Source organism: Bacillus sp. SRI_025, from assembly GCF_057592095.1.
Genome location: NZ_JBYEGB010000001.1, coordinates 1 through 19,364, shown reverse-complemented (window position 1 = coordinate 19,364; position 19,364 = coordinate 1). Strand labels below are relative to the sequence as shown.

Genomic DNA, 19,364 nt, shown 5'->3' with positions numbered 1-19,364 from the left:
ATATCATGATCAAGTAGTGTACAATTTACTCATAAAATAGCCCGTGTTTGGAGGAACGATATGAATTCTATGCAAATGTGGAGCAGTCGATTTAGAAAATTTTTTCTTGATAACAAGTTTGTTCTCTTTTTACTCGTCCTGCTATTAATCGGATTGAATATCCTTGTTTTCATGAAAACATCATTTATTTTCACACCGCTCATTGTACTCGTCAAAACCATTGCCTTACCGATTATTTTAACGGGGGTTGTGTATTATTTATTAAATCCAATTGTCAACTTGTTAGAGAAAGCAAGAATCAAGCGGATCTATTCCATTTTGCTTTTATATATAGTCATTATTGGGATTATTACAGTGACCATCGTGTCTATTATTCCTTTTTTACAAGCTCAAACCATGAGTCTATTTCATAATCTTCCGAAATACGTCGATACAGTAGAAGAACAAATTAGACAATTAACAGGAAGTAACTTTATTAATCAAGTGCAAAAAACGATGAACTTTAACGTGTCTGAATTGGTAAGTAAAGCATCTAGTCAAGCGACGAAGATTTTGGAAAGTACCTTTACCGGTGTAGGAACATTCTTAGGGGCGCTCACAGAAGTTATCATCTCGATCGTGACGGTGCCGTTCATTCTGTTTTATCTATTAAAAGACGGCAAAAAGCTGCCTGACTATTTCTTGAAATTCATTCCAAATAAAATGAGAGAACATACACATATCGTGCTTCACGAAATGAACCACCGGCTGAGCTCGTATATTCGCGGACAGATTATTGTCAGCTTCTGTATCGGTGTTCTTCTGTTAATCGGTTATATGATCATTGGACTTGACTATGCGTTGCTGCTTGCTATCATTGCGGCATGTACAAGCGTAGTACCTTACCTTGGGCCAACAATTGCGATTACACCAGCGATTGTGATTGCACTTGTGACGTCACCAGTGATGCTTTTAAAACTCATTATTGTCTGGACAGTGGTTCAGCTCATTGAAGGTAAATTTATTTCGCCTCAGGTGATGGGGAAAAACCTTCATATTCACCCAATTACGATTATTTTTGTTCTATTAACAGCTGGTAAATTGTTCAGCGTCATCGGCATCATTGTCGCTATTCCGACGTATGCCGTTCTGAAGGTTATCACAACCCACCTGTTTGATTGGTTTAAAATGCGGTCCAATTTGTATAAAGAAGAAAAGGTTTGATGTCATAATCTTTTTTTGAAAAAAATATAGTATCATAAAGACGAGCTTTCGATAAAGGAAGCTTGTCTTTATGTGGACATAGATGTTTGGCGTGTTCAAAAGATCAGAATTGAAAGGAAAGAAAATCATGAATCTATGGGATTTATTCGTGGCACTGGTTTTAGGAATTGTCGAAGGATTAACAGAGTACGCACCTGTTTCATCTACAGGTCACATGATCATTGTCGATGATCTTTGGCTAAAATCAAAGGAAATTATTACGCCAGAAGCGGCTAATACATTTAAAGTCGTGATTCAGTTAGGCTCTATTTTAGCTGTCATGATCGTGTTTAAAGATCGTATTTTAAACTTATTGGGCTTAAAGAAAAATATCACCGAAGAACAAAAGCGCAGCGGGCATAAGCTGACCATCGCCCAAATTGCTGTTGGACTTGTTCCAGCCGTCATTTTAGGATTCTTATTTGAAGATTATATTGATAAATACTTATTTGACGTCAGAACGGTCGCTGTCGGTTTGATTTTAGGGGCAGTGCTGATGCTTGTCGCTGACTGGATCAATAAACGGAAAACAGAAACAAGCTCTGTCGATAACATGACGTACAGACAGGCGCTTTATATTGGACTGTTTCAATGTTTGGCATTATGGCCAGGCTTCTCGCGCTCAGGTTCGACGATCGCAGGCGGGGTTATTCTTGGTTTGAATCACCGTGCTGCGGCAGACTTTACATTTATCATGGCGATGCCAATTATGGCGGGAGCAAGCTTGTTAACCCTTGTGAAAAATGCTGAATATTTAACAACAGACATGCTGCCATTCTTTATCGTCGGCTTTGTGAGTGCGTTTGTTGTGGCTCTCTTTGTTGTTCGATTCTTCCTAAAACTGATCAATAAAATCAAACTGGTGCCTTTTGCGATATACCGAATTATCCTAGGTGTGATTTTATTTATCCTGTTCATGTAATATGTAAACTACTCTTTATAAAAGAGTAGTTTTTTTGTTATTTCGCCTAATTAAACAGTAAAAACACCCTCTTAATTGGTAGAATAAGAATTTTTTTCATAAATTAGTGTTTAAGAGACAGAGAAAGGGGTAGTACATAAACATACCAATTAAAGGAGGAGTTAGAAAATATGAGAAAAACAAGTAAAATGTTTGTTGGTTCTGTCATCGCCACGTCAATGATTGCTGCCCCTCTATCTCTTACGACTTTTGGTCAAACGGCTGAAGCTGCTACAACAACAGGTGTTGATGGAAGTGTCTCAATTGATCCAGTAGCCATTGCCGATAAAATTGAACAAGCAGTAAAATCATCTCAAAATCGTGATGGATTCGTAAAAAACGCGGCATACAGTGCGTTCTATGAAGCAGGTCAAAACTACAACGTAGTTGTCCAAAATTTAAGCCAAGATCACGACTTTAGCGGTCTGAACAATGTTGTCTACTATGATAGTGTTGAATATGACGGTATTACGTTTGGTATTTGGGTATTTGAAGATGGTACGTTTGTCAACAATGGTGACGGTGGATATATTAACTGGACGTTTGTTGGCAGCTTTGACCGAGAAGATGGAAGCGGAACTGTCGATTTTCATAAAAGATTCTAATCTTAGAAGTCTGCCGGTGAATCGGCAGACTTTTTTTATAACGCACATTCTTCTATTTCAAACCCTAAATCCTCAATGATGTGATGATCCGTTTGGACTTGCTGGCCTTTTGTGGTTAAATAATCACCAACGAAAATCGAATTTGCCGCATAAAGTGCGAGCGGCTGGAGTGTCCGTAAATTAAACTCTCTACCTCCCGATACCCGAATTTCCTTTGTTGGATTGACAAATCTCATCATTGCCAGCACTTTCAATGCTTTGATCGGATGTGTCCGTTCTTGATGCTCAAGCGGTGTTCCTTCAATGGCATGAAGAAAGTTGACTGGAATTGAATCCGCATCAAGTGCTCTAAGCGCAAAAGCCATTTCAACGATTTGCTGATTGGTTTCACCCATTCCAATAATGACCCCTGAGCAAGGTGACATGCCAGACTGTTTGACCTGCTCAATGGTCGACACGCGGTCATCGTATGTATGAGTTGTCGTAATGTGAGCATGATGTTCATGATGTGTATTGATATTGTGATTATACCGATGAACACCCGCTTCCTTCAGCCGCTTCGCTTTGTCTTCATTTAATAACCCAAGACAGGCACACACCTTCAAAGGCATCGTTTCAGTGATTTCCTTTACTGCTGCTGTAACTTCATCTAATTCCCTATGAGAAGGCGCTCTCCCGCTTGCCACAATACAATAAGTCCCGGCTTTTCTTTTGAGAGCCTCACGCGCCCCTGCCACAATGGTTTTTTGATCAAGCATTGTATATCTTTCAACCGGTGCTTTTGAAATCATCGACTGTGAACAATATCCACAGTTCTCAGGGCAATATCCACTTTTTGCGTTGAAAATCATATTTAATTTCACCTTTTTTTGAAAAAAATGAAATCGTACTTGATAGGCTGCATGCATAATAGGTAACAATTCACTATCGTCAGCTTCAAGAATGTCTAAAGCCTCTTGCACCGTAATCGGTTCATTTTTCATGGCCTTCTCCGCTATCGCTTCCCAAGATAAAGACAGTTGCTCTTTCATCATTAATGCCTCCCTTATTATGTTAACTTATTTTTATTAAAAGTTAACATAATGGGGAGGTGTTGGCAATCACGAATCAAATGAAACCAACTTTAAACATCAAAAGGCGATGACTCCATGTCATCGCCTTCAGATATGTAAAGCTAGATTGCTTATCGAACCGTAATATAGTTAATGACAAGCTCGCCTTGTGAATTATAGTAAGAAACGGTTACTGAACCGCGTTGTACGGCACGAATCCAAGTGAAGTTTGGAGCCGTTTGATCTAATTGAATCGCATACGTTGCACCCGACACAGAAATTTGGCTTGCTGGAAGAGAGACGGCGATTGAAGAACCTACAGAAAGCGTACGGTTCACTGTAATTACTTTATTCATAATAGGAGCTTTTGCTATGACTGGTTCTTTTGGCTGTGCAGCTGCATGAGCACCTTCAGTTTGGGAGAACGTAAGAGCACCTAAAGCAGCTAAAGACAATGTACAGACTTTCATGAATTTTTTCATCGGTAACACTCCTTTTTTTGGTATATACATATATTAATATTAATAGAATTATATGTCAATTGAAATATGTGAAAAAAGAGTAATTATGGTGAAAATTGTCACATATTATGTCGGGAAAGACATATATTTAAAAAAACACATGATTTTTTATTCATATGCTCTTTCTTTTTTAAGGGAAAAAAGAGGTATAAAAAAAGCTGGGTTCATCCCAGCAACGTAAAGCAGATGAAAGAGTGATTACTGGTCGTCTCGCTGTTTTGGCTGACGGCCTTTTTGCTTCTCTTTCTCTCTAATGTAGTTAATAAAATCGATGGTTTGTCTTCGTGCTTCTTCGGAAAAATCTGAGGCGGCTTTAAACGCAATTTGCAAATCAGGATCGTCTGCAAGATCGTCATCGTGTCTGCCTTTGTCCTTACCTGTGAGAAGATAATCGGTTGAGACCCCATATAACTCAGCAATTTTCACAATCATTTCACCGTCGGGCTTTCTCAAGCCATATTCCCAGTTTGCATAAGTGGACATCGCCTTTAATCCGAGTTTTTTAGCAACTGTTGACTTGCTCCATCCATGCTTCTCTCTTAATTCAGTTAAAATCTTCCCAGTCAAATTATCCATCAGAAACACCTTTTTTCATGTTATGAGTAAATTTTATCATGAATTACACGGAAAAGATAAATAAATACACAAAAAGAATAAAAATATGGTTGACTTACTCGTTTTGTGTATATTATCATAATGAATATAACTTACACATATTGAGTAAGAGGTGGAAAGATGAAACTTGAAAATTTACGAGAAGAGCGCATATTGCAAGGAAAAACACAAACCTATATGGCGAAAAAATTAGGTTATAAGTACACAAGCGGCTATGCGAATATAGAGATGGGCAGAACGAAGCCAAGCTTAGAAATAGCAAAGCATATTGCAGATCTGCTAAATACCGGTGTTCAAGAGCTTTTTTTTGGTCAGAAGTTACACAATAAGAGTAATTATCTAGAAGAAGATCAGTTCTTAGAAAAGGAGAGACGAGCAGAATGAATATTGAACATCCAATGGTGACACAGATGAGTAACTTTGGTTATCCAAAAAGCTACTGGTCATATGACATGAAACGATATGGATACCAAACAGAAATTGATGACAGTTTGGAGGGATCTGAAGAAGATGAGACATCAGCTGATGTTTGATGCTAGAAAAGAAGCGCAGCTTTGTTTAGACCAAGCTGGCGGCTGGATCGCCTTTTTTCAACAGAAACCGATGTTTGTTTTTGCCACAGCAGAAGAGAAAGAGACATATATGACCCTCCTGAAAGCTAAGTCGATGACAATAAAGGAGGAATCAGGGCGACGTGAAACGATGGAAGCAAATCATGACATTTTTGAAATGCTTGCTCAAAGCGAGTAAAAACGAACAAGACATCCGCCAGTGGGCAGAGGATGACGGGAGATCATAACATGGTCATCCATTTAATCATTGAACATGAACATTTGTTAACAAAAGAGACATTGATGAAAAGAATACGATCAGCTGCAAAAGTACAATGCCCGCAAAAATTAGAAGGCGCACTATCACTTGAAATTCGTTTATTTGATCACATGCCGCTTAACATTGCTGACTGCCAAAAAAAGCGTACATACGCAGAAAAAGGGTTGATACGCCCGATACACGTCAGCATCTTACAGCCAAGTCTACAGCATATTCAAGAAGCACTTCATTCTATAGCTGATCAAGTCCCTCTGCAGATTGTCGATTTAAGAGTTTCCCAGTTTTATAGTATGTGTGAAAGAGTTGAAATCATTATCAATACGGTAGGTAGTGGCACGAGGCCATCACCAAAAAAGGAGACAAGCATATGAACGAGCCAAAACAACTATTCATTCAAGATAACCAAACATTTGTCGGTGAGATGGAAAAAGGAAAAATTCAAGTCATCGTGTTAGATGGAAATGTAGGAACGGCTTATCAAATGGATGTACCTGAACATGGAAAAACCATTATTCAAACGGCAAAAGGTCATTTTGCAAGAGTAGATCACGAGATTGGTTTTAAAATCAGCTAACTGACTAAACACATCAAATCATAATACGTCCAAGACGGAAAGCCTGCGGACACTGATCAAGACCCTGTTAAAAGGGGACCTGATTGGTGTCCGTTTTTTATTTTCTTAAAAAAGGGAGAGAGCCAATATGCAAGATTTACTCATTGAATATAAAAGAGCCTTAAAGAATGCTAGAAAACAATATGAACCATTTAAAGAAAAAGAAGAACATCAGCTGTCCGTTCAAGACAAGCATGATAAAAAAATGATCGCCAGTATGGTGAGCGATCTAGAATACGTAGTAGAATGGCTACAAATCGGAAGAGAGCCAGGTGCGCGCAGAGGGTTAGACAGACGTTCAGTCTATCAGCGAACCATTCTTGCAAATCCAGAAGTGTTAGAGGCTTTATCACATGAATATACCCTTATTCAAGAGAAAGAAAGAGAAGTCAGTGAGAGAGACAAAAAACGAATTGATGAAGCTTTGTCTGTTTTAACAGATCGAGAAAAGGATGTATTCTTTATGCACACAACACAAGGATTATCGTTTAGCGAGATTGCGGTCATGCTGGATGTCAAAAAAGGAACTGTGCAAAAACATATGGAAAGAGCGCGGACGAAGATGTCCAAAAAAGTACAAGAACGCCTATTCAGAGCTGCTGAATAGGCGTTTTTTCTATCCAAAATAAATCAGCTAAAGCTTGTCTTACAGTTGCCACCTATAGTTAGAAAGACCAAACGAATGTTTGCTAGCCCTACACAAATGATTCCTTCAAAGGGAATCATTCGAATTAAAAGGAGGCGGCAGGTGAATGTAAATGAAAGATAAACGGATAGAGGCCAAGCAGGATTATATGAAGGGGATGACGTACCAGCAAATTGCTGATCATTACAATGTCTCGATCCATACCGTCAAATCGTGGAAAAGGCGATACGGATGGCAAAGACAAAAAACTTCGTCAAAGCAAGCACACTCAATCTTCAATCAATTTCTTTCAGATGAAACGATTGAAATCATGGAGAAAATGGATGGACGCACATCGCTTGATTTAATCTGGGATCAAATTCAAATTCAATATGCAGCCATTATTCGGGCGCAGCGAATCATGTATGTAGCAGATCAAGAGGACATGATCAAAGAGTTGAAAAAGGCGGCATACATGCCTTCTTCATTAGAAGAAACAGGAGAAGGCATTCAGCCAGAACTAGACATCACCTCAGAAGAATATTCGTTTCAATTTTCATGGGATCGGCATGCGACGTTTCTAAATGCACAATCCCGTGCAATGGGTGAACTCAGGCGTTTAATAAAACAGTTTGAAGAGCTCGCACATGCGAAGGATGAACGAAGATTAAGGCTGAAACAAATTGAACTGACGATCGAAAAAACAAAAAAAGCAGTGCGTGAAGAAAAAGAGGAAGATCTTCAAATCATGATCAAGCGAAAAGAGGACGACTCATGACGCCATTGATTGAAAAAGAAGTCAATCCTCACTTTGAACACTTTCTATTCGATTGGAATCAAAAGTTTCAATTTTTAGTTGGAGGCTATGGCTCCTCTAAAAGCTATCACATTGCTTTAAAGCTCGTCTTAAAGCTGCTGGAAGAAAAACGGACAGCACTTGTCATTCGAGAAGTGTATGATACGCACCGCGAATCAACCTTTTCTTTATTACAAGAGATCGTCAGCGACCTCGGCATCGACCATGTGGTGAAGTGCCGAAGTTCGCCGCTTGCACTGACGTTTCGAAACGGCAGCAGCATCTTATTTAAAGGGCTGGACAAACCTGAAAAATTGAAATCAATCAACAACATCTCGATCATTTGGATTGAGGAATGTTCAGAGGTTTCTTATGAAGGCTTTAAAGAGCTGCTTGGAAGGCTGAGGCATCCATCCTTACCGCTTTATATGATGTTATCGACCAATCCTGTTGGTCAGGATAATTGGACGTATAGACATTTTTTTCGAGATGAACAGCTGAAGCGTTTTGTTTTAGATGATGAAACCTTATACAAAAAGCGAACCGTTGTTATCAAGGATACGTATTACCATCACTCCACGGCAGAAGATAATCTATTCCTTCCTAAAAGCTACGTGAAGCAGCTGGATGAGCTGAAAGAGTATGATCCAGACCTCTATCGCATTGCGAGGAAGGGATATTTCGGGATCAATGGCACAAAGGTTTTTCCTCAGTTTGAGGTGAGAAGCCATTCTGATGTATTAGAAGCCATTCAGCAGATTGACAGACCGCTGAAACGAGCAGGCATGGATTTTGGATTTGTTGAATCATACAATGCGCTCATTCGGCTAGCTGTCGATCATGAAAAAAAGTACTTATATATTTATTGGGAATATTACGACCGCGGGAAAACAGATGATGAAACAGCCCTTGACTTGAAAGAGTTCATTGAATCAAAAGAACTGATTAAAGCCGATGCAGCCGAACCTAAAACCATTCACTATTTTCGGCAGCGCGGCTTTCAAATGGTGGCGGCACATAAGTTCCAAGGCTCACGTTTACAGTATACAAAAAAGATCAAACGGTTTAAGAAAATTATTTGTTCTGATGCATGTCCATATACCATCTATGAACTTCAATCACTAACCTATAAGGCAGATAAGGATGGACGTCTAGAGGAAGATGAATTTCAAATCGATCCACACACATTATCAGCCATCTGGTATGCGCTGGATGATTATGAAGTGACAGATTTGAAACAGACTGCCTCGGAGCGTGTCCGTCCAAACAGAGAGAGGAGGTCCATACAATGAAACAATTGAAAGCAACCATTATGAAGGCAAACATGTCTGATCATACAAAACAAATGTATGCAGATGAATTTTCCTACGAAAAGGATGACATTGTTCCCCCGCCTTACAATATTAATGAATTAAAAAGTATGGCAGAATATTCAACCATTCTTCAGCAATGTATTGATGCGTATAAGACCAATATTTTAGGCTTTGGTTTTGGTGTAGAATATGCCTTTGACTTTAATGCAGAAGGCGTGAAACCGGCAAAAAAGAAGGCAGCAGAGAAGGAATGGACAAGACTTGAAGAGTTTACGAAATACATGAACTATGATGAGTCTGCTGATGTGGTGCTTGGCTATGTCATCGAAGACCGGGAGAAAACAGGGAATGGTTTTTTAGAAGTTCTCCGAGATGGCCAGGGAAAGCCGGCAGGAATCGAGTATTTAGATGCGCTCCATATCCGCATTTGCAAGCTGAGTGAGCCAGTCGACGTCGAGTTTCGGTATACAGAAAACGGCGAATTGAAAACAATGAATCGAAAGAAGCGATTCCGTAAATATGTGCAGGTGATCAATGAAAAGAAAGTCTTCTTCAAGGAGTATGGTGATCCCCGCATTTTACATTGTGAAACAGGCAAATACGATGACACCACCCCAGAGCCGCTGCGTGCAACAGAAGTGATTCATTTTAAAATCGGCAGTGGAACGTATGGGATTCCCCGCTGGATTGGCAACATCGTCAATATGTATGGGGCACGCAAGGCAGAAGAACTGAACTACCTTTATTTTAAACAAGGGCGGCACGTACCTGGTGCCATCATTGTCGAAAATGGAATGCTGTCTGAGTCATCCTATCAGCAGCTTCAAGATTATATGGACGATATTGAAGGCTCTGATCATGCACATAAGTTTCTATTGCTTGAAGTCGAAGGTCTCCCGACGGAAAAAGGGTTAACTGGAGAAGAAGATGTTTCAAATGTCAAAGTGAACTTCAAATCCTTAGCAGAGATCTTGCAAGAAGATGCACTCTTTTTAGAATACGATGAAAAAACAAGAAACAAAATCCGCTCTGCTTTTCGACTGCCGCCTATTTATACAGGTGAGTCTCAAGACTATAACAAAGCGACAGCCGATACGGCGCGGAAAACAACAGAAGAACAGGTATTTCAGCCTGAACGGCACCTCATCACAGGGAAACTCAATACCCTTTTCCTGCCGGATCTTGATATTTGGCATGTCCGTTTCCTATTAAATGGTCCTGACTTTAGAGACCCATTAGAGATTGCCAAGGTTCTGACACCATTTATTCAGGCTGGGGCAGTGTCACCAAACGATTTGCGAGATCTGGCGGGACGTATCCTTGGGAAAACGTTAGAGGAATGGCCGGAGGATCTCTATCACAGACCTTTAGAAAGCCGCATGACACCAGCTGAACAACAGCCTCAACGAGAGCCAGATCAGTTGAAAGAATAAACCGAAGCGCGTGCGCTTTTTTGAAAGGGGGTGAACATATGCCAAGAGAATTAAAAAACGCAAAAATTACGCATGTTTCCTACGTGGACAGAGCCGCAAACAAAAAGAAATTCTTTTTGATGAAGGCAAAGAAAAGCCAGCCTGACTTTCAAAAAGAGGTGAGTGTGCTGACAAAGGCAGAAGATGCTCATCGCCTTGTGTATGGTGTCGTGTATGAACCGAATACACCTGATGCACACCAAGACTTTATGTCTGCCAAAGAAATTGAAAGAGCAGCACATGGTTTTATGAAGGATGCCCGCCACATTGATAAGCAGCATGATTTTCAACATGGTGTTGGAGAAGTGGTTGAATCATACATTGCACCAGCTGATTTTGAAGTAGGCGGTGAGCTGATTCGAAAAGGATCTTGGGTGCTTGTAACAAAGGCTTCTCAAGAGATTTGGGATCAAATTCAGAAAGGCCACATTACAGGATATTCAATGGCAGGAACGGCGGACATCGTAGCAATTGAAGAACAAGATCAGCTCCTATCTCAAAGCACGAATGAGAGAGGGCTTTTTTCTTTGCTGAAAAATTTCTTTTTGAAAGAGGAAGGTGCAAACATGTCACAACAATTTTGGAGCGTTTTAGACCACCTGCTGGAAACCTTACAGTCAAGTGATGGTGATGAGGCGGGTGTAAGATCAGCGCTTGAGCAATTGCTGCCAATCGTGCAGGAGATTTTGAAGACAGAAGATGTGCTTCAAACGATTGGTGAAAGGCCAGCCTCCGTACAAAAACAAGACGCCGCTTTGACGACGGAGCAAGTACGAGAGCTTGAAAAAGCAAAAATGGCCATCGAAAACGTCTTACAGCATGCTGAACAGCAGGAAACAGATCAAACTGGAGAAGAACCTGTCCAAAAGGTGCTTGAGCAAGCCGTAGCACCAATTCGTCATCAGCTTTCTTCTTTAGAGAAATCAGCCAGCAGAGAAAAAGCTGCGCTTGAGCAAGTGCTTCAGCAGCAGCTTTTGCCTATTTCAGAGCGGATTCACATGCTTGAAAAAGCGCGCGGCATGTCAAAACAAACAATCCACGATACACAAAACGACAGTACAAAGCCCATATGGGATGGCTTACTATAAGCCTAAATAAGGAGGAAATAGTGTGAGAAATCAAGAGTTGATTCGCAAGGCCGAAATGACACTTGCCAGCTTAAAAACCGGCGGTCTCATGAACGCAACCCAATCCAACACATTCATTAGAATGATGCAAAATACACCAACCGTTTTAAATGATGCACGTATCATTCCGATGGAAAGTGATTCACAAAAAATCGAAAAAATCGGCTTTGGCCAGCGTATTTTGCGCCCAGCAGAAGAAGGCAAAGCGCTTGATGCGAAAGACCGTGTTGTCCCAGCGACAAGCACTGTCCAGCTAAATGCGAAAGAGGTTATCGCAGAGATCCACATGACCTACGACAGCATTGAAAACAATATTGAGAAAGACGGCATTCAGCAGACGATTATGCAAATGCTCGCTGAACGAGCAGCCGTTGACATTGAAGAGCTCATCGTCAATGGCGATACGACTTCAGCAGATCCATTTCTAGCTCAAATGGATGGCGTGAGAAAACAAGCAGTATCTCATATCGTAGATGCAAACGGAGCGGAAATTAGCCGCCAAATGTTTAAGCAAGCTTATAAAGCGATGCCGTCAAAATATTTACGCGTCCCTCAGGATTTCCGTTTCTACACATCCCCAAGCTTAGAAGTTGAGTGGAAGGATCAAGTAGCAAACCGTCAGACGGGCCTTGGAGATGCGGCCATTCAAGGCGGACTTTCTTCTGCATTCGGTGTGCCGGTCAAAGGTCTTGCCAATATGCAGCCATATGACGAAGCGGGAACAGACGTATCAGATATTTTGCTGACACATCCTAAAAATATTATCGTAGGTTTCTCTCGAAATATTCGAATTGAAGTAGAAAAAGATATTCGCAGCCGTAAATTTATTATTGTCCTCACAGCGAAGCTAGACAGCAAATTTGAGGAAGAGGATGCTGTAGCAAAAGTGATGAAAGTGAAAGAGTAGGTGACGGCAGACCATGATCATTTCTGCTGAAGAACTGCAGGCCTATTCTGTATTTGATCGTGTGAAAAATCGATCTGTAGAAAGACTGACAGCAGATATTATCGAAGCAGAAGCTGCGGTATTTCAGATCGTAGGTCACGATTTCTCAAGCGAAAAATATCAGCCTCTCCCTGAAAAAGCAAGAATCGCATTATTAAAAATGGCCCAATATTTTGCCATGCTGAATGATGACGAATCTATGATGAAAGGCTTTATGTCAGAGAAAATGGGCGATTATTCATATGCAAAGGCAGCTGATCAAGTGAAAGGCAGACCCTATGTATATGCCTTGCTAGTAGATTACATTGAACCAACATTGACTGCCGGCAGTGCCAAACTAAAGGTGAGATCATTATGAGCTATCAATCTCTATTAACAGATCGCTGTGATCTTTTTCACCTTGAACATAAGGAGTCTGCCCGCGGGAAATTTGGAATACCAGCTGATGATTTACAAATGACACTTTCCTATCCCGATGCTCCCAGCCTGGCCGATCTAGCTTGTTATGTCATAGAAAAGAACCAGTCACTTGTGCAAGAAGAGCCGAATACAGTCATTTATCAATCCTATCTTGTCCATTTTCCTTTAGGAAGTGATATTCGCTTGCATGACAAAATGGTGTGGAATGGCGTGTCACTCAAATTACAGCAGCCTAAAAAAGTGAAAAATCATCACATCGAAGTGATGGCAGTCAGGAAGGAAAATCTATGAAAATTGATGGACTTGACCGGCTGATTTCACAACTGCAGACAGCGTGTGATGGCGGCTTAAAGGCAGAATATCAAGTTTGGCTGGAGGACATGGGCCTAGAGTTTTTAGACATCATTCAGGATGAATTAATCAAGGAGAATGCTGTTGATACAGGACGGCTTCTAAAATCCTTTACACAAGGCGACAAGGAGAATCATTTTTTCCTTTCAAAGGGCGGTCTCACACTTGAAGTGGGAACGCAGCTTGAATATGCCTCCTATGTCAATGACGGACATGCCACTTCTTCAAGTGGAGAGCGAAGATGGGTGCCTGGCAGATGGACTGGCAGCCGCTTTGAATATGATCCGAATGCAAGTACAGGAATGATGCTTGCCTCTCAATGGATTGAAGGTAATGGCTACTGGGATCATGCTGTCATGCTCTATGAGCAAATGTTTGAACAGTCGCTGGATCGAAAGCTGCAAAGCTGGTTCGATCGACATTTTGGGAGGTGATGGAATGAATCAAGAAGTCGGGGCAATCATGCATTATATCTACACACACTTTCCTGTGACAATGTATGATCGTCTTTTGCCAGAACGCTTTCAAGTGCCATCCGTTTATGTGCCGCCTGTGACAGTGATCAGTGGTCCAGATACGGTTTCTACCTTTATGAAATCTTATTCGCTGCAAGTGAAAGTCTTTCATATTGATACAGAAAAAGCACATGATGCGGCAGAAACAATCGTTGATGCATTGCTTGCTGATCGTCAAATCATTCAGATGATGAGTGAAGACGGAGAGGTGCTTGATGATTATGTCCGCATAAAAAGAGTGGAAACAAGAATGATAGATCAAGGCGTAGCAGCGATTGTCCTGACATGGGATAGCAGCTATTGGTACAACCGAGACAAACAGGCAAGCCTTGAAGATATCAACTTTTCAGATGGGGTGATCAAACGTGAGCAAGACTAAAAATGCACAGCCCGCTCAAACAGCCGGCGAAGAAAAAGAATTTGGCTTTTCATTTGAAGCCTTAAAGGAGCACAGCAAGGATCTTTTTGGGGTCAAACCAGAAATCCTTGAAGGGGCTCTTTTTTATATCAAAGATCAACCAATTACAAAAACAGAAGCGAAAAAGCACATTGATGCTTTTTTGTCCAAGGAGGTTTAAAGAATGAACGGAGGCACTTTTACACCAGGTACAGAGAAAAAGCGTCCTGGCATTTACTTTAATTTTAAAACAACAGCAGAGCAGCGAATTACTTTAGGCGACCGAGGTACGGTGGCACTTCCTCTTGTGATGAGCTGGGGAGAACCAAAAACCTTTATTTCCGTTTCAAATATGGAAGACTTAAATAAGAAGGTTGGACTTAACATTGATGATAAGTCACTTCTTCTTTTCCGTGAAGCAAAGAAAAAAGCGCAAACGGTCTTGCTTTACCGCTTAAATGAAGGGGAGCCGGCCAAAGCTGAAATTGCTGAAAACTTTGTGGTCACAGCAAATTATGGCGGCCTAAAAGGAAATGAGATCACAGTACAAGTGGCAGAAAATGTACTGGATAGCACAAAGCGCGATGTTATCACTTATCTGGGAACAGATATTGTGGACAAACAGGTTATCACTGATGTCAAAGATCTTGTGAAAAACAAGTACGTTCAATTTTCTGGTGAAGGTGAAGCAGTCATCACAGCTGGTGTGGCACTAAGCGGCGGGAAAAACGGCGTGGCAAGTGTTGCAGATTATACAGCTTTCCTAGAAGCAGCAGAAACAGAATACTTCGATGTCATTGCCCTTCCAGTCGATAATAGTGAGCAATTAAAAGCAACCTTCGCTTCATTTATCGAACGTTTACGTGATAAGCAAGGACGTAAGGTGCAAGGGGTTGTGGCGAATTATGCAGCTGACCAAGAAGGAATCATCAATGTGACAAGCGGTGTTGTACTCGAAGATGGAACAGAACTAACTCCTGCTCAAACAACAGCATGGGTCGCAGGTGCAAGTGCCGGAGCAAACTTCAATCAGTCACTCACCTTTGTGGAATACGAAGGAGCAGTCGATACATTAGAACGCCTTGACAATGATCAAGTAGAATACCGATTATCACAAGGGGAGTTCATTTTCACCTTTGATGCGAGAGATCGCACGGTGAGTGTTGAAAAAGATATTAACTCCTTGACAAGCTTCACAGCTGAAAAGAACCAGCAAATGGCGAAAAACAAAATCATTCGTGTGCTTGATGCGATCAACAATGATTTAACATTCGAATTAAAAAATCTGATTAAATTACGCAAAGCCAATGGCAATGACATTCCAGCATCAGATGATGGTGTGCAGCTTGTGAAAACACTGATTACCCAGTATCTCACACAGCTTCAAGATGGCAGCGGCATTACAGGCTTTAACTCAGAAACAGATATCGTGATCGGCCTCAATGAAGATCGTGATGGATTTATCATCGATTTAGCGGTTCAACCAGTAGATGCAGCAGAAAAATTCTATTTCAATGTGGAGGTGAAGTAAGATGGCTTTTAAAGCGCAAAATACTATTTCAGGTAAAGAAGGTCGTCTTTTCTTAGAAGGTGAGGAGCTTGCATTTATCAAAACCTTCGAAGCAAACGTGGAGAAAAACAAATCAGAAGTGAACGTCATGGGCCGCCGAATGACTGGTCATAAAACAACGGGAGCAAACGGAACAGGAACGGCAACCTTCTATAAAGTTACGTCCCGTTTCGTTCAATTGATGCTCAATTACGTGAAAAAAGGAGAAGATCCATATTTCACTCTTCAAGCTGTCATTGACGATAAATCATCAGGCCGTGGCACTGAGCGTGTGACATTATTTGATGTCAACTTTGATTCAGCTAAAATCGCTGGATTGGATGTTGATTCAGAGGCGCTTGAAGAAGAAGTTCCTTTCACGTTTGAAGACTTTGATCTTCCTGAGAAGCTGAAGAATACTTTCTAAGAAAAGTGGAGGAAATCAGCTAATTAATTAGCAAATTAAAAACTGAATATGCTATAATGCAGTTGTAATACAGCCGTCTTGAAGCCGTCTAAATTTCGTCTGGCAACGTCTTGTATTCGATTCATTAAAATATGTTTACATGCAAAGCTATTTGCATACAATAAAAAAGCCAGGATGCTCTAACATCCCGGCAATGTACAATGAGGCCCTCAAAGGGGCTGGCTAATCAATTTAGATAGTTTTTAGGATAGACTTCCCCTTCAACCGTCCAAAGCTCAAGGGGAGTCTATTTTTTGTTTATATACGTCAACAAAGTAAGGATAAACATCCCGAATAAAAACATGAGGGAAATCGCTTCAAATGTTGACATATGCATCACCCCCTTCCTATCGGGGATGAGCCAGACGCCCTTGAGCAAGCCATTCAATTGTACAATTAAAATTATACATGAAAAGATTGGAAAGCACATTCAAAAAATGGATGTGCTTTTTTGCATTCAAAAAAACATAACAAAGGGAGTTTTTAAACATGAGTGAAAAACAAACATTTGATCTTTCATTTTTTATGCCAGGACAAACAGTAGAAGCGGAAGAAGTCAAAGTACCGATTTCTAAGCGTTTTGTTGATAAAAAAGGGAATGTCATTCCTTTTGTCTTTAAAGCTATTACAACTGAACGTATTGATGAACTGGAAAAAGAAAACACAACCTTCAAAAATGTCAAAGGCAGAGGACGTGTGAAAGACTTAGACAGCCAGCGCTTCTACGCACGTATTGCAATTGAATCGACGATTTACCCAGATTTCCGTTCAAAGGAATTAAGAGAAGCCTACAGCACACAAGATCCAGTTGAAGTAGCAAAACGTGTCCTGTCAGTTGGCGGTGAATATGCGAACTGGTTAAACAAAGCAATCGAAATCAACGGATTCGAAGATGAAATTGAAGATTTAGAAGAAGCAGCAAAAAACTAATAAAAGATGGGGATAAAGAAGCCGTGTTTTTATATTACGCGATGCACGAACTTCACTACTCCCCATCTGAACTCCTTGATTTATACGAATCACCAAGACCATTCAAAGCATTTCTTTTCGGACTGATCAGCTACAAACTAGACATGCTAGAAAAAGAAGCAAAGAAAGGAGGTAAGTAAATGGCGAAACTTACAGCGCGATTTGAATTAGAAGACCGGGTTTCGAATAAGCTATTACGCATTCAAAAACGGTTTCAAACGTTTGAGAAGCAGCTCAAACCATTTAGAAAACCGGTGAAAATAAGCCTAGAAATGGATGAAAAGAAGCTGAGAAATCTCACTTTATCACTCCGGAAAATTTCAGCTGTTTCCATGACGCTGGATCAGGGAATCTATCGTGATCTAAAATCATTAAAAAATCAGTTAAATATGTTACCGAATTATATGGTCATATCCATTCAAGCAAAGGGACTGGATGTCATTAAAACCAGCATAGATCGTTTGAGACAAGTGGGGACAAGTCCCATGATGATGACGTTTAAATTGAACGATCAATTATCAGGTAAAATATCATCAATCAAAAAATCAATCCTTCAGCTCATCAACAGAACGTACTATATGAGATTAAACATGGTTGATCAAGCCACCGCAGCAATTCAACGAATCAAAAAGACACTCAAAAGCTTGACGATGTCCAAACACGAAATCAGAGTGTCAGTTCAAGACAATGCAAAAAGTAAGCTGAAAAAACGAGATCAGGCAGAGTCTGTTGTGAAAGAAAAAACCATAAAAAAAGAGCCTGAGGCTGCTAGTCCATCAGCTAAAACGGATGAACCTAAACAGAGTTTGCTACAGAACTTTGCCAATAAAGGATTAAATGAAATTCAAAAATATGCAGGTGACGTTGCAGACAAAGTGAAGGAAAAATTGAGTCCTAGAAAGTTTTGGGATGAAAAAGCACTTCCTTGGGTTGAAAATAAAATGGAAGAGTACAAACAAGATGTGATCGGAAGAATTAAAGAGAAGATTAAATTTAATCCTGAAAAAAAACTAGATCAATGGGTGAAGACTGGATTAGATCGTCTCTTTGGAGCAAGTGATCAATCAAGTGAAAATAGCAGTACCACTCCGGCACCAACAACAGCACCAACAACAGCGCCAACAACAGCGCCAACAACGGCTCCGACAACTGCACCATCTAATTCGGCTCCTAAAACGCAGCCTAAGCCGCGAGGTGGAAAAGGTTTGTTTCGCAGTAGTTGTTGCCCTTGTTGTGCAAGAGGTATAAGCAGCCGAGGATCGACTAAAGCGAGAAATGGCCGTTCACCGAGACGACCAACAAATCCAAATGCCACATCAAGAACCGAAATGAATAGAAGGCCTCCAAGTAAATTAGGGAAACTGAAAACAAATGCAGGTAAGTTATTTGGAAAAATCCCTAGTGGACTAAAGAAAGGTGCGGGTATCGCAGCTTCAGTTGGCGGACTTACGGGTCTAATGAAAGGTGGCAAGGGGTTAAGTGGACTAGGGGATGCGGTAAAAAATATCGGTAAAGGGAGCGGCAAATTATTAAAGAAAGTTCCTATTCTAGGTGGTTTACTTAGTGCAACAAATTTAATCGGTATGAAAAAAGAGAATGCTGGTGAAAAGATCGGTACGACTGGAGGCGGTATCGCCGGCGGGATGGCAGGTGCAGCAGCAGGTGCAGCTATTGGAAGCGTAGTTCCAGGAGTAGGTACAGCCATCGGTGGTCTAGTAGGCGGCATTGCTGGAAGTATGGGCGGCGAATCTATCGGTGAAACGATCGGAAAATGGTTTGATGGCGGCGGATTTGAAAAGATTGGCCAAAAAGCCATTGAAATTAAAGATCAAATTGTTGAAGTTTGGTCAACAGTTGCGACTTGGTTCACAGAAAATGTCTGGACACCATTAAGCAGCACGGTTGTCACAGTAGCATCATCCATCTGGTCGAGTTTAGTCAATGCCTGGACGTGGATTCAAGAAACATTCAGTACAGT

The 19,364-nt window shown here is 40.8% G+C and carries 27 protein-coding genes and 1 pseudogene; 24 read left to right on the top strand and 4 right to left on the bottom strand.

What is annotated here, in order from left to right; translation table 11 throughout:
- Positions 1 to 60 precede the first annotated feature (60 nt).
- The 3 genes from AC20OE_RS00140 (at position 61) to AC20OE_RS00130 (ending at position 2,808) form a co-directional block, all read left to right on the top strand.
- On the top strand, positions 61 to 1,203 hold the full coding sequence (locus AC20OE_RS00140) for an AI-2E family transporter (RefSeq protein ID WP_058838056.1): 1,143 nt from the start codon (positions 61 to 63) through the stop codon (positions 1,201 to 1,203).
- A gap of 127 nt (positions 1,204 to 1,330) precedes the next feature.
- Positions 1,331 to 2,164 (top strand): undecaprenyl-diphosphate phosphatase, encoded by an 834-nt coding sequence (locus tag AC20OE_RS00135; protein WP_039183288.1) that lies wholly within the window; start codon positions 1,331 to 1,333, stop codon positions 2,162 to 2,164.
- Between the two features lie 170 nt (positions 2,165 to 2,334).
- Positions 2,335 to 2,808, top strand: coding sequence for a hypothetical protein (locus AC20OE_RS00130; RefSeq protein ID WP_024423274.1), 474 nt, complete (start codon positions 2,335 to 2,337; stop codon positions 2,806 to 2,808).
- Positions 2,809 to 2,843: 35 nt separating this feature from the next.
- Here the strand turns inward: AC20OE_RS00130 and bioB are convergent, their stop codons facing one another.
- The 3 genes from bioB to AC20OE_RS00115 all read right to left on the bottom strand — a co-directional run bounded on the left by bioB (position 2,844) and on the right by AC20OE_RS00115 (position 4,957).
- Entirely contained in the window at positions 2,844 to 3,839 is a 996-nt protein-coding gene (bioB, locus tag AC20OE_RS00125; protein WP_099663603.1) for a biotin synthase BioB, read from the bottom strand.
- Positions 3,840 to 3,991: 152 nt separating this feature from the next.
- Positions 3,992 to 4,342 (bottom strand): hypothetical protein, encoded by a 351-nt coding sequence (locus tag AC20OE_RS00120; RefSeq protein WP_039181025.1) that lies wholly within the window; start codon positions 4,340 to 4,342, stop codon positions 3,992 to 3,994.
- Between the two features lie 237 nt (positions 4,343 to 4,579).
- Positions 4,580 to 4,957 carry a helix-turn-helix domain-containing protein gene (locus AC20OE_RS00115; RefSeq protein ID WP_059375849.1) on the bottom strand — a complete coding sequence of 126 codons (378 nt, stop codon included), beginning with the start codon at positions 4,955 to 4,957 and terminating at the stop codon, positions 4,580 to 4,582.
- A gap of 159 nt (positions 4,958 to 5,116) precedes the next feature.
- On the opposite strand from AC20OE_RS00115, the gene AC20OE_RS00110 reads away from it, so the two are divergent.
- The 18 genes from AC20OE_RS00110 (at position 5,117) to AC20OE_RS00025 (ending at position 16,378) form a co-directional block, all read left to right on the top strand.
- A complete protein-coding gene (locus tag AC20OE_RS00110; RefSeq protein WP_059375848.1) occupies positions 5,117 to 5,380 on the top strand; it encodes a helix-turn-helix transcriptional regulator in 264 nt (87 codons plus the stop codon).
- Positions 5,377 to 5,529, top strand: coding sequence for a hypothetical protein (locus AC20OE_RS00105; RefSeq protein ID WP_180272436.1), 153 nt, complete (start codon positions 5,377 to 5,379; stop codon positions 5,527 to 5,529). Before AC20OE_RS00110 ends, AC20OE_RS00105 begins: the two co-directional genes overlap by 4 nt.
- Entirely contained in the window at positions 5,507 to 5,746 is a 240-nt protein-coding gene (locus AC20OE_RS00100) for a hypothetical protein (protein WP_099663602.1), read from the top strand. The genes AC20OE_RS00105 and AC20OE_RS00100 overlap by 23 nt, the downstream gene beginning before the upstream one ends.
- A 50-nt stretch (positions 5,747 to 5,796) precedes the next feature.
- Positions 5,797 to 6,198 carry a RusA family crossover junction endodeoxyribonuclease gene (locus tag AC20OE_RS00095; protein WP_059375845.1) on the top strand — a complete coding sequence of 134 codons (402 nt, stop codon included), beginning with the start codon at positions 5,797 to 5,799 and terminating at the stop codon, positions 6,196 to 6,198.
- Positions 6,199 to 6,248: 50 nt separating this feature from the next.
- Positions 6,249 to 6,401 carry an XtrA/YqaO family protein gene (locus AC20OE_RS00090; protein WP_371412189.1) on the top strand — a complete coding sequence of 51 codons (153 nt, stop codon included), beginning with the start codon at positions 6,249 to 6,251 and terminating at the stop codon, positions 6,399 to 6,401.
- Between the two features lie 127 nt (positions 6,402 to 6,528).
- On the top strand, positions 6,529 to 7,047 hold the full coding sequence (locus AC20OE_RS00085; protein WP_039181011.1) for a sigma-70 family RNA polymerase sigma factor: 519 nt from the start codon (positions 6,529 to 6,531) through the stop codon (positions 7,045 to 7,047).
- A 151-nt stretch (positions 7,048 to 7,198) separates the two neighbouring features.
- Positions 7,199 to 7,843 (top strand): phage terminase small subunit, encoded by a 645-nt coding sequence (terS, locus tag AC20OE_RS00080; RefSeq protein ID WP_024423266.1) that lies wholly within the window; start codon positions 7,199 to 7,201, stop codon positions 7,841 to 7,843.
- An 8-nt stretch (positions 7,844 to 7,851) separates the two neighbouring features.
- Positions 7,852 to 9,153, top strand: a complete 1,302-nt coding sequence (locus AC20OE_RS00075; protein ID WP_162253746.1) for a PBSX family phage terminase large subunit — start codon at positions 7,852 to 7,854, stop codon at positions 9,151 to 9,153.
- Entirely contained in the window at positions 9,150 to 10,607 is a 1,458-nt protein-coding gene (locus tag AC20OE_RS00070; RefSeq protein ID WP_487267956.1) for a phage portal protein, read from the top strand. The genes AC20OE_RS00075 and AC20OE_RS00070 overlap by 4 nt, the downstream gene beginning before the upstream one ends.
- 38 nt (positions 10,608 to 10,645) lie before the next feature.
- On the top strand, positions 10,646 to 11,734 hold the full coding sequence (locus AC20OE_RS00065) for an XkdF-like putative serine protease domain-containing protein (RefSeq protein ID WP_058838048.1): 1,089 nt from the start codon (positions 10,646 to 10,648) through the stop codon (positions 11,732 to 11,734).
- A gap of 22 nt (positions 11,735 to 11,756) precedes the next feature.
- Positions 11,757 to 12,680 carry a phage major capsid protein gene (locus AC20OE_RS00060; RefSeq protein ID WP_024425904.1) on the top strand — a complete coding sequence of 308 codons (924 nt, stop codon included), beginning with the start codon at positions 11,757 to 11,759 and terminating at the stop codon, positions 12,678 to 12,680.
- Between the two features lie 13 nt (positions 12,681 to 12,693).
- Positions 12,694 to 13,077, top strand: a complete 384-nt coding sequence (gene yqbG, locus AC20OE_RS00055) for a protein YqbG (protein ID WP_099663600.1) — start codon at positions 12,694 to 12,696, stop codon at positions 13,075 to 13,077.
- On the top strand, positions 13,074 to 13,430 hold the full coding sequence (locus AC20OE_RS00050) for a YqbH/XkdH family protein (RefSeq protein ID WP_059375836.1): 357 nt from the start codon (positions 13,074 to 13,076) through the stop codon (positions 13,428 to 13,430). Before yqbG ends, AC20OE_RS00050 begins: the two co-directional genes overlap by 4 nt.
- Positions 13,427 to 13,924 carry an HK97 gp10 family phage protein gene (locus AC20OE_RS00045; protein WP_059375833.1) on the top strand — a complete coding sequence of 166 codons (498 nt, stop codon included), beginning with the start codon at positions 13,427 to 13,429 and terminating at the stop codon, positions 13,922 to 13,924. Before AC20OE_RS00050 ends, AC20OE_RS00045 begins: the two co-directional genes overlap by 4 nt.
- Before the next feature lie 4 nt (positions 13,925 to 13,928).
- Entirely contained in the window at positions 13,929 to 14,384 is a 456-nt protein-coding gene (locus AC20OE_RS00040) for a phage tail terminator family protein (RefSeq protein ID WP_039180991.1), read from the top strand.
- Positions 14,371 to 14,583, top strand: coding sequence for a YqzN/YkzM domain-containing protein (locus AC20OE_RS00035; protein ID WP_039180988.1), 213 nt, complete (start codon positions 14,371 to 14,373; stop codon positions 14,581 to 14,583). Before AC20OE_RS00040 ends, AC20OE_RS00035 begins: the two co-directional genes overlap by 14 nt.
- A 3-nt stretch (positions 14,584 to 14,586) precedes the next feature.
- Positions 14,587 to 15,933, top strand: a complete 1,347-nt coding sequence (locus AC20OE_RS00030) for a phage tail sheath family protein (RefSeq protein WP_058838046.1) — start codon at positions 14,587 to 14,589, stop codon at positions 15,931 to 15,933.
- A gap of 1 nt (position 15,934) precedes the next feature.
- Positions 15,935 to 16,378 (top strand): phage tail tube protein, encoded by a 444-nt coding sequence (locus AC20OE_RS00025; protein WP_024423257.1) that lies wholly within the window; start codon positions 15,935 to 15,937, stop codon positions 16,376 to 16,378.
- 286 nt (positions 16,379 to 16,664) lie between these two features.
- Here the strand turns inward: AC20OE_RS00025 and AC20OE_RS00020 are convergent, their stop codons facing one another.
- Positions 16,665 to 16,721 carry a putative holin-like toxin gene (locus AC20OE_RS00020; protein ID WP_231730857.1) on the bottom strand — a complete coding sequence of 19 codons (57 nt, stop codon included), beginning with the start codon at positions 16,719 to 16,721 and terminating at the stop codon, positions 16,665 to 16,667.
- Positions 16,722 to 16,906: 185 nt separating this feature from the next.
- Here AC20OE_RS00020 and AC20OE_RS00015 point away from each other — a divergent pair, with 185 nt between their 5' ends.
- The 3 genes and pseudogenes from AC20OE_RS00015 to AC20OE_RS00005 form a co-directional block, all read left to right on the top strand.
- Complete coding sequence (locus tag AC20OE_RS00015; protein WP_012011040.1) at positions 16,907 to 17,347, top strand: phage tail assembly chaperone; 441 nt, start codon at positions 16,907 to 16,909, stop codon at positions 17,345 to 17,347.
- 41 nt (positions 17,348 to 17,388) lie between these two features.
- Entirely contained in the window at positions 17,389 to 17,526 is a 138-nt protein-coding gene (locus AC20OE_RS00010) for a hypothetical protein (RefSeq protein ID WP_095285871.1), read from the top strand.
- A pseudogene (locus AC20OE_RS00005) lies at positions 17,527 to 19,364 on the top strand (transglycosylase SLT domain-containing protein); the annotation flags it as partial.